Origin of the sequence: Enterobacter sp. HNDS-6, from assembly GCF_039850505.1 — a bacterium.
Taxonomy (GTDB): Bacteria; Pseudomonadota; Gammaproteobacteria; order Enterobacterales; family Enterobacteriaceae; genus Enterobacter; species Enterobacter kobei.
In genome coordinates this window covers 1,996,809-2,010,748 of the sequence record NZ_CP156673.1, presented here as the reverse complement: position 1 = coordinate 2,010,748, position 13,940 = coordinate 1,996,809, and the positions used below count along the sequence as shown (strand labels likewise).

The following is a 13,940-nucleotide window of genomic DNA, read 5'->3' as shown; positions in this document are numbered from 1 at the left end:
TTTTGTTTACAAATCCTGCCTTTTGACGTTCTTCCATTCACCATCACAATGATTAAATTGTCATCTCACTGTGGTAGATTCCTCGCGCATTTATGGGAATGCGCAGTCACTTATTCTTCATTTTTCTCTTTTGGCAAAAGTATTCAGCGACATGAAAAAACAAAGGAACGTTAACTTATTGTTGATGCTGGTGTTACTGGTGGCCGTCGGTCAGATGGCGCAAACCATCTACATTCCGGCGATCGCCGACATGGCAAAGGAATTAAACGTCCGCGAGGGCGCGGTACAAAGCGTAATGGCCGCCTACCTGCTAACCTACGGCGTTTCACAACTCGTCTATGGCCCGCTGTCCGACCGCGTCGGGCGTCGCCCGGTGATCCTGGTCGGCATGAGCATATTCATGGTGGCGACGGTGATTGCCATCACCACCCATAGCCTGACCGTATTGATTGCCGCCAGTGCCCTGCAGGGCGTCGGAACCGGCGTCGGCGGGGTGATGGCGCGAACCTTACCGCGCGATATGTACCAGGGCACCCAGCTCCGCCATGCCAACAGCCTGTTGAATATGGGGATTCTGGTCAGCCCGCTGCTGGCACCGCTGATTGGCGGCCTGCTAGACACAATGTGGTCCTGGCGCGCCTGTTACGCCTTCCTGCTGGTGCTCTGCGTGATAGTGACCTTCAGCATGGCACGGTGGATGCCGGAAACGCGCCCGCAGGACGCGCCGCGCACGAAGCTTATCGCCAGCTACAAAACGCTGTTCGGCAACGGTGCGTTTACCTGTTACCTGCTGATGCTGATCGGCGGCCTGGCAGGCATAGCGGTGTTCGAAGCCTGCTCCGGCGTGCTGCTGGGCGCTGGGCTTGGCCTGAGCAGCATGGTGGTGAGTATTCTGTTTATTCTGCCTATCCCGGCGGCGTTCTTCGGCGCCTGGTTTGCCGGACGTCAGAACAAGCGTTTCTCCACCCTGATGTGGCAGGCAGTGATTAGCTGTCTGCTGGCGGGACTGATGATGTGGATCCCGGGGCTGTTTGGCGTGATGACCGTCTGGACGCTGCTGATCCCGGCGGCGCTGTTCTTCTTCGGCGCGGGGATGCTGTTCCCGCTCGCCACCAGCGGCGCGATGGAGCCGTTCCCGTTCCTCGCGGGCACGGCGGGCGCGCTGGTGGGCGGTTTGCAAAACATCGGCTCCGGCGCGCTGGCCTGGCTCTCGGCCATGATGCCGCAGACCGGGCAGGCTAGTTTGGGTTTGCTGATGACGCTGATGGGGCTGCTGATTTTACTGTGCTGGCTGCCGCTGGCGTCGCGTGTCCCGCATCACGAGCAGCCGGTTTAACCGCATGATGGCCCGGCTTGTCGCCGGGCTTTTCACAGACGGGAGCAATCATCGCCTGTAATAACGGCTCTGGCGCAGGTCGCCAGGCGCCCTCTTCCCCGTCGTAAAACTGGAAATCCGCGTTAAGCGCATACGGAATTTTCGCCTTTTGCAGCTCGCAGGCCATAAAGGTGGCGAAGGCCATTTGCGAAGCGGTTGGCGTGAGGTGGTTTGACTCCCCCACGCCCCAGCCTCCGACCCAGCTGACGTGCCCGGTTTTTTGCTGCCAGCGCAGCGCGGTATTGATGCGATTATGGATAGCCGCTTTCTCTGCCGCCGTGCCGGACGTCCACGGGTATTTACCGTTATTTTTCAGCGGCCCCCACGGGAAAATATGCCACTCCGCCAGCAGGAAGTTCTGGCTGTGCGCAGGCAGCTTCAGGCTGGTTAAATCCTCCGGCGCGGCGCGCAGGCGCGGTGCGATGAAAATCATGCGCTGCGGGTCAATGTCATGGATCGCTTTTATGGTTTTTTCATACACGCGATTTAACGACGCGAGGTTGTGGTTGAGCTTGTCGGCGGGCTCGTAAATCAGGTCAAAACCCAACTGCGGGTAGCTCTGGCCGAAATAGTGGGCGACGGCAATCCACCAGTTGATTGTCTCTTTCTCATTATCGGCTTTCGGGTCGTTTTTATATTCATCTGCCTGATAAGCAATAATCGGGATGACACCATACTGCTCGCAGGCTTCCACCAGCTTGCGCAGATGGATGAGCCGCGCTTCCGTCGGCTCATCGGCGACGCGGATGCGCACATGGCTAATGCCTTTTGCACGAAAATCGCGTACCACCAGCGGGTCAAATTCACGTATACCGCGCTCGGTACGCGCCCAGTCTACATCCATCCCCACACCCAGCTGCTGAGCATAGCGGGCAGCCGTCATCGCCGGCTCAGCGGCAATCGCCCAGCCGGAAGAGATCAGTAACGCAGAGGCAATAAAAGGCTTTAACACGGTTTACCCTGGATAAATCGAAAGCATTACCTGTATTTAGCACGCTTTTTCACATTTGGTGTAGCGTCAAAGCGTAATAATTCTTCACCTTGCCCGTTCTCTCAGCCAGCTAATAAAGGCGTCAATTTTCGGCCACTGGCGGCCCGGAAGCGTTGAGATATAGTAATGCTGATGGCATTTGAGGGTCTTTTCACCAAACGGTGCAATCAACTCTCCCTTCTCGAGCCGTTTCTGCACCAGCCGCTTTCTGCCCATCGCCACCCCCACATCATTGATGGCCGCAATAATCGCTAAATCAGAACGATCAAAACCAATCCCCGACGATGACGGCATATTTACCGCAAAATGCTGCGCCCAGCTTTGCCATTCATCCGTACCGGAATCATTGCTCCAGGCCTGACGGTCATGCAGCAACGTACAGTGGCTGAGGTTATGGGGGTTTTTAACCAGTTGATGTTCGCGGGCGTACGCGGGCGTACAAACGGGCAAAATCTCCTCATCCATCAGGAAGTGTTGGGAAAGGTGGTTTGCCGGCGTATCGTCGAAATAGAGCGCCAGATCGATGCCCGTTCGCTGCATATTGACGTAATCATTTCCGGTCAGGACGGTGAGTGAAATCGACGGATAGCGGCGGGTAAAATCTCCCAGCATGGGAACCAGCCAGCACTGCGCTATCGATGGCCGGGAGTACACCGTTAGCGTACCGGAGAGCGCCTGGTTTTTGATGTCCAGGATCTCCTGATTCAGGGTATCGAGGGAGGATTTAAGGGTCCAGTAAACGCGCTTCCCCTCCTGCGTCAGCTCAACCTTACGGTGCGAGCGGACGAACAGCTGAATGCCCAACTCCTCTTCCAGCAGATTGATGCGGTGGCTCACCGCGCTGGGGCTGAGCGAGAGCTCCTCCGCGGCCAGCGCGAAGGACTCATGCCGGGCGGCCACTTCAAAGGTGTACATTTTCGACAGCTGCCAGCCGTTTAACAGCCGGTTTCTGGCTTCATTCGCATCGGTCATCACAATTCTCACGCGTGGTTTCTGCGTTCAGCATACCGTTTAAGGGTGAATTTATGTGAACCTAATGCAAGTTAAGTGCGTTTTTTAGAGCGTAGTCACTAAGTTGATCCAATCTGGCTCACCTGAATGCCAATTTATATCGTTTGTCAGCCCCCGCCGTTTTTTCGTCCAATACCCACAGATGACATAAGGGTGAGGTGAGATATGGGATCTCAGGTCTGGGTTGTGGCAACGCTGCTGGTCAGCATTGTGTTGATTGTTTTAACCATCGTTAAGCTGAAGTTTCATCCGTTCCTCGCGCTGCTGCTGGCGAGCTTTTTCGTCGGTGCGATGATGGGAATGAGCCCACTGGATATGGTGAACGCCATTGAGAGCGGGATTGGCGGTACGCTGGGCTTCCTGGCGGCGGTGATTGGTCTGGGCACCATTCTCGGCAAAATGATGGAGGTCTCCGGTGCGGCAGAGCGTATCGGGATCGCGCTGCAGCGCTGCCGCTGGCTGTCAGCAGACGTGATTATGGTGCTGGTGGGCCTGATCTGCGGCATTACGCTGTTCGTGGAAGTGGGCGTGGTACTGCTGATCCCGCTGGCGTTTTCCATCGCCAAAAAGACCAACACGTCGCTGCTCAAGCTGGCCATTCCGCTCTGTACCGCGCTGATGGCGGTGCACTGCGTGGTGCCTCCGCATCCAGCCGCGCTGTTTGTGACCAATAAGTTAGGCGCGGATGTCGGAACGGTAATTGTTTATGGTTTGATGGTAGGACTGGTGGCGTCTCTGGTCGGTGGCCCGCTGTTCCTGAAACTGCTCGGCAATCGTCTGCCGTTTAAACCGGTTCCGGCAGAATTTTCAGACCTCAAGGTGCGGGAAGAACACACCCTCCCGTCGCTGGGCGCCACGCTGTTTACGGTTCTGCTGCCAATTGGCCTCATGCTGGTGAAGACCATTGCCGAGCTGAATATGGCAAAAGAAGGTTCGCTGTATACGCTCCTCGAATTTATCGGCAACCCGATCACCGCGATGTTTATCGCCGTGTTTGTCGCCTACTACCTGCTGGGGATCCGCCAGCATATGAGCATGGGGGCGATGCTGACGCACACCGAGCACGGTTTTGGCTCTATCGCCAATATTTTGCTGATTATCGGCGCGGGCGGCGCGTTCAACGCCATCCTCAAAACCAGCGGACTGGCGGACTCACTGGCGCATATTCTCTCGAACCTGCACATGCATCCTATCCTGCTCGCCTGGCTGGTGGCGCTGGTGCTGCATGCCGCCGTAGGCTCCGCCACGGTCGCGATGATGGGCGCCACGGCGATAGTCGCGCCGATGCTGCCGCTCTATCCGAACGTGAGTCCGGAGATCATCACCATTGCTATCGGTTCCGGCGCCATTGGCTGCACGATCGTCACCGATTCTCTCTTCTGGCTGGTGAAGCAATACTGCGGCGCAACCCTGAATGAGACCTTCAAATACTATACGACGGCGACGTTTATCGCCTCGGTGCTTGCACTTGGCGGCACATTCCTGCTTTCTTTCATTATCTGAGCGCGAAGAGACGTACTATGGAAAACGCAACTATCACTACTTTAACCGCACAGTTTCCTCTGGTTGAGGATCTGATTGCCCTGAAAGAAACCACCTGGCTTAACCCACGTACCACCACGCTGGCGGAAGGATTGCCTTACGTCGGGCTGTCCAAAGCCGACGTGGACGACGCGCACGCGCGCCTTAACCGCTTCGCGCCGTATCTGGCGAAAGCCTTTCCGGAAACGGCCGTCACGAAGGGGATTATTGAATCCGAACTGGTCGCCATTCCGGCCATGCAGGCGCGACTGGGGAAAGAATATGACAAGACCATTCCCGGCACCCTGCTGCTGAAAAAAGACAGTCATCTTCCGATTTCCGGCTCGATTAAAGCACGCGGCGGCATCTACGAGGTGTTGACCCACGCGGAGAAACTGGCGCTGGACGCCGGCTTGCTGAGCATCGAAGACGACTACAGCGTCCTGCTGGAGCCGCGCTTTAAGGATTTCTTCAGCCAGTACAGCATTGCGGTGGGCTCAACCGGCAACCTGGGGATGTCCATCGGCATTATGAGCGCACGCATCGGCTTTAAGGTGACGGTGCACATGTCCGCCGATGCCCGCGAGTGGAAGAAAGCGAAGCTCCGCAGCCATGGCGTCATCGTCGTGGAGTATGAGCAGGATTACGGCGTGGCGGTGGAACAGGGGCGCAAAGCGGCAGAAAGCGATCCGAACTGCTTCTTCATTGATGATGAAAACTCACGCACCTTGTTCCTGGGCTATGCGGTGGCAGGCGAGCGGCTGAAGGCACAGTTTGCCGAACAGGGCCGCGTGGTGGATGCGGCGCATCCCCTGTATGTCTACCTGCCCTGCGGTGTCGGCGGCGGCCCTGGCGGCGTGGCGTTTGGCCTGAAGCTGGCCTTCGGTGATAACGTCCACTGCTTCTTTGCGGAACCCACGCACTCGCCGTGCATGCTGCTCGGCGTTTACACCGGCCTGCACGACGAGATTGCGGTGCAGGACCTGGGTATCGACAACGTGACGGCGGCAGACGGCCTGGCGGTCGGGCGCGCGTCCGGCTTCGTGGGCCGCGCGATGGAGCGCCTGCTGGACGGGTTCTACACGCTTTCCGATCAAAGCATGTATGACATGCTCGGCTGGCTGGCGCAGGAGGAAGACATTCGTCTGGAACCGTCCGCGCTGGCGGGCATGGCCGGGCCGCTGCGTGTGCATTCAGATGCCAACGTCACCCACCTGGTATGGGCAACCGGGGGCGGCATGGTGCCGGAAGACGAGATGGCGAAGTATTTAGCAAAAAGCCGTTAATCGTAGGCCCGGTAAGGCGTAGCCGCCACCGGGCTTATAAGCTCACCATTTGCTGAATATGAGTAACGGCAAAGAGTAAAGACAGAGACAGCACAGCGAGCGCGATCAGGAACTTATCCCGCACCGCTTTCGGCTGCACAAAATCATCCTGCGCCACGTCCATCAGGTTACGGCTGCGGGTATAGCGCCACAAAATGAAGGCTACCAGCGCCAGCACAACAATCGAGATCCAGAATGGCACCCCGGTCCGGTGCCAGTTGTGCTTGATCGCCAGAGCAATCAGCGCGCCATACCCCAGCAACGTGCGCAGCCATGCGAGCGACGTCCGCTCCGGCTGCAGGCCAGGGTCCGCTTCGCGTCGCGCTTTGCGGCTATCCGCCATAGAACACCAGCACCATCACCACGCCTGCCACCGTCAGCAGGATCGCGCTGATGATGAGTAGCCCGCGCGTATAGGGTAAATCCTGCTTCAGACGCATCGCCTTCTCATTGCGCAACCAGCGCAGATAGCCGTAAATCGCCAGCACGCCTGCGAACAGGCACAGAAGCAGCGCCAGTACTTCGCGGATCAGCGGCGTGGCGAAATCAGGTGCGAGCTGATCGAGGCCGACACCTGCAGCCAGAAAGCCCAGCGCCGTGCGGATCCACGCTAAGTACGTGCGTTCATTAGCCAGAGAGAAGCGATAATCCGGCGCTTCACCGAGGCGGGAAATTTTCATGGAGGTTCCTTGTCGAGCTACGGGCAGGCTTCAGCATAGCGTAAATCGACCAGGACAAGGAGACCGGCATCGGGGGATGCCGGTCAGGAAGGTTAGTGCAGTTCCGGCCAGTACTCTTTGTTGGCTTCGATCAGGTCATCCAGAATCGCTTTCGCGACTGACGCGCTCGGCACGGTTTTCGACAGGGTAATCGCCTGCCAGAGTTTCTGATACGAACGCTGCTCCCAGGCATCCACCACCAGTTTTTCCACCGCCACCTGCTGGCTCATCAGCCCTTTCTGGAAGTGTGGAATATCGCCAACCGTGAGCGGCTCCGGTCCGTTATGGCCCACCAGACACGGAATTTCCACCATCGCATCGGCATCAAAGTTATGAATAGCACCGTTGTTTGGCACAATCAGCAACATGCGTTCCTGGGTGTTAAAGGCAATCGCGGTCGCCAGATCGACGATGTACGACGCATGTTCGTCGATTTCCAGCTCCCCGGCGGCGGAATTACCCGCTTCGATGATCGCCCGACAGGAGCTGAACACATGTTTCTCGCGGTGATCCATGACTTCATTGGCGCGGGTCCGTTCCGGGTTAGAGTGCGCAACAACGTAGTCCGGGAACAGATAGTATTTCAGATAGGTGTTCGGCATGGTGTCCGGATCAAGCGCCTGCACATCTTTTGCTTTGGCAAAGGTATCGTTCCAGCTTGCTTCGGTATGCGCATCTTCAGAAGGCGGAACATAGCCGTATTTCGCCACGTATTCGCGCAGTTTCGGCATTAAATCGTTACCGTTGAGATCTTCTATTGAGGTCCACCAGCCGAAGTGGTTCAGACCGTAGTAGCGCACGCGCATCTCTTTGCGGTCTTTCAGGCCAACGATCTGCGCCATGCGTCCTTCGATGCCAATCGGCATATCGCAGATATTGAGGATTTTGGCATTCGGACGCAGGCGGCGCGTGGCTTCCGCGACAATCGCCGCCGGGTTGGAGTAGTTCAGCATCCACGCATTCGGGGAGTACTGCTCCATGTAATCTACCAGCTCCAGCACGCCGCCGATCGAGCGCATGCCGTAGGAAATCCCACCAGGCCCGCAGGTTTCCTGGCCCAGCACGCCGTGGCGCAGCGGGATTTTCTCATCTTTTTCACGCATCGGGTATTTGCCGACGCGGATATGCGCCATCACGAAATCCACATCGGTAAACGCCGCTTTAGGATCGGTGGTGTAGCTAAACTCAATCTCCGGCGCCTGCTCTCTAAGGATGATTTTGCACGCTTCGGCGATGGTCTCCTGACGTGCGCCGTCGTTATCATAAAACTTCAGGGCGCGCAGCGGGAAACGGTCACGGTTGGCTAACAGCATCAGGACGATACCAGGCGTAAAGGTGCTGCCGCCGCCTGCAATGACAACTGAGAATTTTTTCATGATATAGCCTCTGTCAGGGTGGTTTGTTCATTCGTTAAAGGGGTTTTCATCAGCGATTCCAGCTGGTCACGCACCTGAGGAACGTGCAGACCGACAATCACCTGAATGCCGTTGCCGCGTCGCACCACACCGTGTGCGCCCAGGGCTTTGAAGACGTCGTCGCTTTGGGTTTTCGCCATATCCACCAGCGCGATACGCAAGCGGGTGGCGCAGTTGTTGATGCTTTCGATATTGGCCGCACCGCCGAGCGCCTGCAGGAATCCGGCGGCCTGTCCGACCTGCTGGCTGGCCGCCGCCGGGGCAGTGGTTTGCCCGCGTGCCGCCTTATAGTCGGCCTTGCTGTACAGTTTGATTTCGCTCTCTTCCCGGCCCGGCGTTTTGAGGTTCAGACGCACAATCAGCGTTTTGAAAACCATGAAGTAGAGGCCGGTAAAGCAGACGCCGATGCCGATTTGCGTGAAGACCGTTGAGGCGTGGTTATGGAACATCGGGATCCAGTTTTGCGGCAGGAACTGGTCCAGCAGGCCGCCGCCCATGTTGCCGACCACCCCAAAGGTGTACATCACCGTTGCCATGGTGGCCGCCAGCACGGCGTGAACGGCAAACAGCAGCGGCGAGATAAACAGGAAGGTAAATTCGAGCGGTTCAGTAATGCCCACCAGCACGGCAGTGAGCGTGGCCGGGACCAGCAGCCCCGCTACCTTGACGCGGTTTTCCGCTGAGGCGGTGTACCAGATCGCCAGCGCAATCCCGACCGAGCCAAACACTTTTGAATTGCCGTGGAGCGCGAACCCGCCTTCGGGGAAGAGGGTTTTCAGCGGCAGGGTACTCTGGCTGAATTCCTGCAAATGCTGCGCCCAGTAGACCTGAATACCGCCTTCCACCGCCGCCGGGCCGAAGATGAACGGGCCATAGACGAAGTGGTGCAATCCGGTTGGGATCAGAATGCGTTCCAGGAAGGTGTACACCCACACGCCCAGCGCACCGGCTGAGCGCAGGAACGCCTGTAGGGACTCAATGCCCATCTGCACTTTCGGCCAGCCCAACAATGTCAGCCAGGCGCAGGGGATCATGACGAAAAACGCGAGGATAACGACAAACGAACTGCCCTGGAAAATCCCCAGGAAAACCGGCAGCGGCTTGTCGAAATAGCGGTTGTGGATAGCGGTCACGATGCCAGAAATCACAATGGCACCGATGATGCTGGTATCGAGCGTTTTGATCCCGGCAATCATCGCCAGCCCGCTTCCCGCCGTGGGTTCGGCGGAGAAATCGACGCCGAAGAAGTGACCCCAGGTCATCCCCATCGCGTTGATGAAGTAGTTCCAGGTCAGGAAGCTAATCAGCACCGCCAGACAGGCGCGGCCCTGCGCCTGCTTTGCCAGGCCAATCGGTAAACCGACAGCGAAAATCAGCGGCATATTGCGAAATACCGCCCAGCCGCCCTCTTCAATAATGTGAACGATCTGCGCGAAAAGATTATCAGGGGCCGTTAAGGCTTCGCCGACAAACAGCGGGTTGCGAAGCATAATGGCGATTCCCACCACGATCCCGGCAAACGGAAACAGCAATACCGGGGTAAACATGGCACCGCCAAAACGTTGTATTTGACTGAGCATTTTTAAATCCTCACGTAACAACCTGTAGGGGGTAGAGGCCGTTATGGTTTTTTGCTGGCCTGAGGTGAGCATAAGAACTTACTGATACGCGAACATGGCGTGCCGTTGCGATTCGTGATCGCATTCATGGTTTTATTTTGACCAGTGAGGTCTACTTTTCGTTGTAAATATGGACATGTGAAGACGTAACCGACGCCATGATGCGGGCAGAGAGGTCTACTGGTGATCTACAAATCTATTGCCGACAGATTGCGGCTGCGGCTGAATTCGTCGGACTACAACATCGGCAGCCCGCTACCGGGTGAGAAAGCGCTGGCGCAGGAGTTCGGCGTGGCGCGCATGACCATCCGCAAGGCGCTGGATCTGCTGGTGAGCTGGGGGCTGGTTGAGCGACGGCACGGCAGCGGCACGTTTGTCTCGCGTAAGGACGTTCACCACGAAACCACGAATCTGACCGGGCTGGTGGAGGTGCTGCGTCAGCAGGGAAAAGAGGTGCAGAGTAAAGTGTTGCAGTTTGAAGTGATGCCCGCGCCGCCCGCCATCGCCAGCCAGCTGCGGATTCAGGTCGATGAGCGGATCTATTTTTCCCGGCGGGTACGCTACGTGGACGGGAAGCCGCTGATGCTGGAGGACAGCTTTATGCCGGTGAAGCTGTTTCGCAACCTCTCGCTGGCGCATCTGGAAGGGTCAAAGTTTGATTACATCGAGAAAGAGTGCGGGATCACCATCAGCGGCAACTATGAGAGCCTGACGCCGGTGCTGGCAGATAAACAGCTGGCCGGTTACCTGAACCTGCCGGAACAGACGCCGCTGCTGCGAATCACGTCACTTTCCTACAGCGACAGCGGTGAGTTCCTCAATTATTCCGTGATGTTCCGTAATACCAGTGATTACCAGGTGGACTACCATCTGCGGCGCATCCACCCGGAAGTGCTGTTAGCTCATCCCCCAGAACAGCACCGCCAGTAGCTGCGGCGTGATGATGCGCAGGAACATTACCAGCGGGTAGACGGTGGCATAGGAGAGTGCCGCTGCACCGCTGGTGGCATGCAGGTTATTGGCAAACGCGAGCGCAGGGGGATCGGTCATGGAGCCCGCCAGCATGCCGCACAGCGTCAGGTAGTTCATTTTGGCGAACATCCGCGCCAGAATGCCTACCGTCAGCAGCGGGATTGCCGTGATAAATATGCCGTAACCGACCCAGCTCATCCCTTCGCCCTTGATCAGGGTATCGACAAAATCCCCGCCGGATTTCAGCCCGACCACTGCCAGAAACAGCACGATGCCCAGCTCGCGCAGCGCCAGGTTGGCACTCGGCGGCATAAACCAGTAGAGCTTACCAATACAGCCGATGCGCCCGAGGATCAGCGCCATAATCAGCGGCCCGCCTGCCAGGCCCAGCTTAAGCGCCACCGGGAAGCCCGGCACGTACAGTGGAATGGAGCCCAGCAGCACGCCCAGGCCGATGCCGATAAACACCGGCAGCATCTGTACCTGCTGCAGTTTTTGCTGGGCGTTACCCACCATATCCGCCACCGCGTCAATTGACGACGGGCGACCAACCAGGTTGAGGATATCCCCGAACTGCAGGCTGGCTTCCGGGCTGGCGACCAGTTCAACACCCGCGCGATTCAGACGGGAGATAACCACGTCATAGCGTTCTTTTACCTGCAGATCGCGTATTTTTTTGCCGAGAACATGCTCATTGGTCACCACAACGCGTTCCACCCGCATATCGGTGCCGCGCGTGGAGAGCGAGGTGTCCACTTCCTGACCAATGACCAGTCGCGCATTGTTTAAATCCCCGGGCTGGCCGACCAGATGTAGCAGATCGCCTTGCTGAATAACGGTGCCGGGCGCGGGCACCATCAGCATATCGTCACGCTTAAGGCGGGAGCAGATGATGTTGGCGCTGTTCAGGATCGGCACGTCCTGAATCGCCATATTATTCAGGTTGGGATTATCGACGCGAATGTTGATGGTTTTGATGGGCATATGGCCGTTGGTCAGCGTGGTTTCGTGATCTTTGGCCTCTGATTCGACGTTAACGCGAAACAGTACGCGTACCAGCCACATGGAGAGCAGAATGCCACAGATGCCAAACGGATAGGCCATGGCGTAGCTCATCCCCATCTGGTCGACAATGCCGGGTTGAATCCCCAGATCGCGCAGGATTTGCTGGCCCGCACCGAGCGCCGGGGTGTTGGTGACCGCACCGGAGAAAATGCCCAGTACCACAGGAAGGGGAATATCAAAGATTTTGTGCAGAATCGCGGTGACCAGCCCGCCCATCACCACAATGCCGAGGGCAAACAGGTTGAGCCGTAGTCCGGAGACACGCAGGGAGGCGAAAAAGCCAGGGCCTACCTGAATCCCGATGGTATAAACGAACAGAATCAGGCCGAACTCCTGAACAAAGTGGAGCATTTCAGCGCTCAGAGCCAGCCCGAGCCGATCGGCAAAATGCCCGACAAAAATGCCGCCAAACAGCACGCCACCAATGCCAAACCCGACGCCGCGGATTTTGATATTACCTATCCATAGTCCCACAACAGCGACCAGGGCCAACACGCTAACGGTTAACGCGATATCACTCATGATCTACTTCCTGCCCATAACCTTAGTTATACCAGGGATTCTCTCAGAGCCGTGGGGCGTTGTATGGGCGATGGCGCACAAAAAAGCCCTGCCGGGGCAGGGCCTTATGCGGTCTGTGAGCGGTGTCGGGTGGCGGCTACGCCTTACCCGACCTACAGGTTCGGCGGGCTTGTTAACTGTTCAACGCTGGCCGCTCGCTAATGGCGATACGCTGCGGCGCGATGGCTTCCGGTACGTTACGGGTCAGATCGATATGCAGTAGCCCGTTGGTAAAGGTCGCACCTGACACGTCCATATGGTCTGCCAGGGTAAAGCTCAGGCTAAACGGCTGATTAACCAGCCCCTGATGCAGCCATTGAGTCTCGGTCTCCTGTTTTTCCGGCGTCCCTTTCACGGTCAGACGGGTACCTTCAAGCTGGATGTCCAGATCCTCCTGGCGGAAACCGGCCAGCGCAAGGGTGATGCGATAGTGGTTATCGTCACTTTTTTCAATGTTATACGGCGGAAACGTCTGGTGCTCAGTCGTGCTTTGCAGGGCGTTAGCCAGTTTGTCAAAACCAATCCACTGACGCAGCAGAGGGGATAAATCATAGTTACGCATACTAAATCTCCTTCTAAGAAGCGAGTTCGGCACAGTTTAATTTTGTGCGCAGTTGTTCCTGCAAATCCTGATGGATTCGCATATGCTCCCGTTACGGCAAGCAAGTCTGTGTGGGCCGCGCTTGCGACCCCCGTGATTAGTTAATTTCGATACGGCGCGGTTTTTTCTCTTCCGGAATCACGCGTTCCAGTTCGATAAACAGCAGGCCGTTAACCAGGTTCGCGCCCTTGACGTGAATGTTCTCGGCTAACTGGAACTTGCGTTCAAAGTTACGCTCGGCGATGCCCTGGTAGAGGTAGGTACGTTCTTTCTGCTCGGCCGTATGGGAACCTTTCACCACCAGCAGGTTGTCCTGCGCGGTGATCTCCAGTTCGTTTTCTGCAAAACCGGCAACGGCAATCGCGATGCGGTAGTGGTTTTCGTCAACCAGCTCGACATTGTATGGAGGGTAGCCATTGCTCTGGCTTTGGTTATTTTCTAAATGGTTAAACAGGCGGTCAAAACCAATTGCAGAACGGTATAGCGGAGAAAGATCGAAGTTACGCATAAATAAAACTCCTGAAATCAGCGAGAAATTATAGCCTTCCACCATGGACAGGCCTTTGTGCCCCCGAACGCCCATCAGGCGCGTTCGTTATCGGGTCACATTCTTAAAATGGGTCTGGAACCGGGCTTTTCAAGACTATTTATGTGAGATTTTTTTGCACTTTGCTGGTTGTCGCATAGACTCTGGGACAACAGCACAAAGGGTTAAATTGCGATGACTGCCACAGTGCGGGATTATCGAGCTATCCATTTCGGATA

At 56.8% G+C, this 13,940-nt stretch carries 13 protein-coding genes and 1 other annotated feature; of the genes, 4 read left to right on the top strand and 9 right to left on the bottom strand.

Features of this window, described 5'->3' with window-relative positions:
* The first annotated feature begins 151 nt into the window (after positions 1-151).
* Positions 152-1,336 carry a multidrug efflux MFS transporter EmrD gene (gene emrD / locus ABFI50_RS09370; protein WP_045269345.1) on the top strand — a complete coding sequence of 395 codons (1,185 nt, stop codon included), beginning with the start codon at positions 152-154 and terminating at the stop codon, positions 1,334-1,336.
* On the opposite strand, the gene ABFI50_RS09365 is transcribed toward emrD, so the two are convergent.
* The gene (locus ABFI50_RS09365; protein ID WP_032635252.1) at positions 1,239-2,327 is read right to left on the bottom strand and encodes a cellulase family glycosylhydrolase; all 1,089 of its coding nucleotides are present in this window, start codon (positions 2,325-2,327) and stop codon (positions 1,239-1,241) included. The genes emrD and ABFI50_RS09365 overlap by 98 nt on opposite strands.
* A gap of 84 nt (positions 2,328-2,411) precedes the next feature.
* Complete coding sequence (gene dsdC / locus ABFI50_RS09360) at positions 2,412-3,338, bottom strand: DNA-binding transcriptional regulator DsdC (protein WP_164955109.1); 927 nt, start codon at positions 3,336-3,338, stop codon at positions 2,412-2,414.
* 204 nt (positions 3,339-3,542) lie between these two features.
* On the opposite strand from dsdC, the gene dsdX reads away from it, so the two are divergent.
* Together dsdX and dsdA are read left to right on the top strand one after the other, a co-directional pair.
* On the top strand, positions 3,543-4,880 hold the full coding sequence (dsdX, locus tag ABFI50_RS09355) for a D-serine transporter DsdX (RefSeq protein ID WP_014881922.1): 1,338 nt from the start codon (positions 3,543-3,545) through the stop codon (positions 4,878-4,880).
* A 17-nt stretch (positions 4,881-4,897) separates the two neighbouring features.
* A complete protein-coding gene (gene dsdA, locus ABFI50_RS09350) occupies positions 4,898-6,184 on the top strand; it encodes a D-serine ammonia-lyase (RefSeq protein ID WP_058690213.1) in 1,287 nt (428 codons plus the stop codon).
* A gap of 34 nt (positions 6,185-6,218) precedes the next feature.
* Here the strand turns inward: dsdA and ABFI50_RS09345 are convergent, their stop codons facing one another.
* From ABFI50_RS09345 to ABFI50_RS09330, 4 genes are all read right to left on the bottom strand, one after another.
* The gene (locus tag ABFI50_RS09345) at positions 6,219-6,566 is read right to left on the bottom strand and encodes a DUF202 domain-containing protein (RefSeq protein WP_023331677.1); all 348 of its coding nucleotides are present in this window, start codon (positions 6,564-6,566) and stop codon (positions 6,219-6,221) included.
* The gene (locus tag ABFI50_RS09340; protein WP_048997358.1) at positions 6,556-6,903 is read right to left on the bottom strand and encodes a YidH family protein; all 348 of its coding nucleotides are present in this window, start codon (positions 6,901-6,903) and stop codon (positions 6,556-6,558) included. The genes ABFI50_RS09345 and ABFI50_RS09340 overlap by 11 nt, the downstream gene beginning before the upstream one ends.
* Before the next feature lie 92 nt (positions 6,904-6,995).
* Positions 6,996-8,318 (bottom strand): 6-phospho-alpha-glucosidase, encoded by a 1,323-nt coding sequence (locus tag ABFI50_RS09335; RefSeq protein ID WP_058690212.1) that lies wholly within the window; start codon positions 8,316-8,318, stop codon positions 6,996-6,998.
* Positions 8,315-9,937: an alpha-glucoside-specific PTS transporter subunit IIBC gene (locus ABFI50_RS09330; protein ID WP_014881918.1), complete on the bottom strand. Its 1,623-nt coding sequence runs from the start codon at positions 9,935-9,937 to the stop codon at positions 8,315-8,317. The genes ABFI50_RS09335 and ABFI50_RS09330 overlap by 4 nt, the downstream gene beginning before the upstream one ends.
* Positions 9,938-10,159: 222 nt before the next feature.
* On the opposite strand from ABFI50_RS09330, the gene ABFI50_RS09325 reads away from it, so the two are divergent.
* Positions 10,160-10,906 (top strand): GntR family transcriptional regulator, encoded by a 747-nt coding sequence (locus tag ABFI50_RS09325; protein WP_045281354.1) that lies wholly within the window; start codon positions 10,160-10,162, stop codon positions 10,904-10,906.
* Here ABFI50_RS09325 and ABFI50_RS09320 read toward each other — a convergent pair.
* From ABFI50_RS09320 to ibpA, 3 genes are all read right to left on the bottom strand, one after another.
* Entirely contained in the window at positions 10,874-12,535 is a 1,662-nt protein-coding gene (locus tag ABFI50_RS09320; RefSeq protein WP_180262410.1) for a putative transporter, read from the bottom strand. The genes ABFI50_RS09325 and ABFI50_RS09320 overlap by 33 nt on opposite strands.
* A gap of 172 nt (positions 12,536-12,707) precedes the next feature.
* Entirely contained in the window at positions 12,708-13,136 is a 429-nt protein-coding gene (gene ibpB / locus ABFI50_RS09315) for a small heat shock chaperone IbpB (RefSeq protein WP_014881915.1), read from the bottom strand.
* 136 nt (positions 13,137-13,272) lie between these two features.
* Positions 13,273-13,683, bottom strand: a complete 411-nt coding sequence (gene ibpA, locus ABFI50_RS09310) for a small heat shock chaperone IbpA (protein ID WP_008500162.1) — start codon at positions 13,681-13,683, stop codon at positions 13,273-13,275.
* Positions 13,677-13,748 (bottom strand) — a sequence feature (ROSE (Repression Of Heat Shock gene Expression) occurs in the 5'-region of heat shock genes and acts as an RNA thermometer to modulate expression.). It overlaps the preceding gene by 7 nt.
* Positions 13,749-13,940 lie beyond the last annotated feature (192 nt).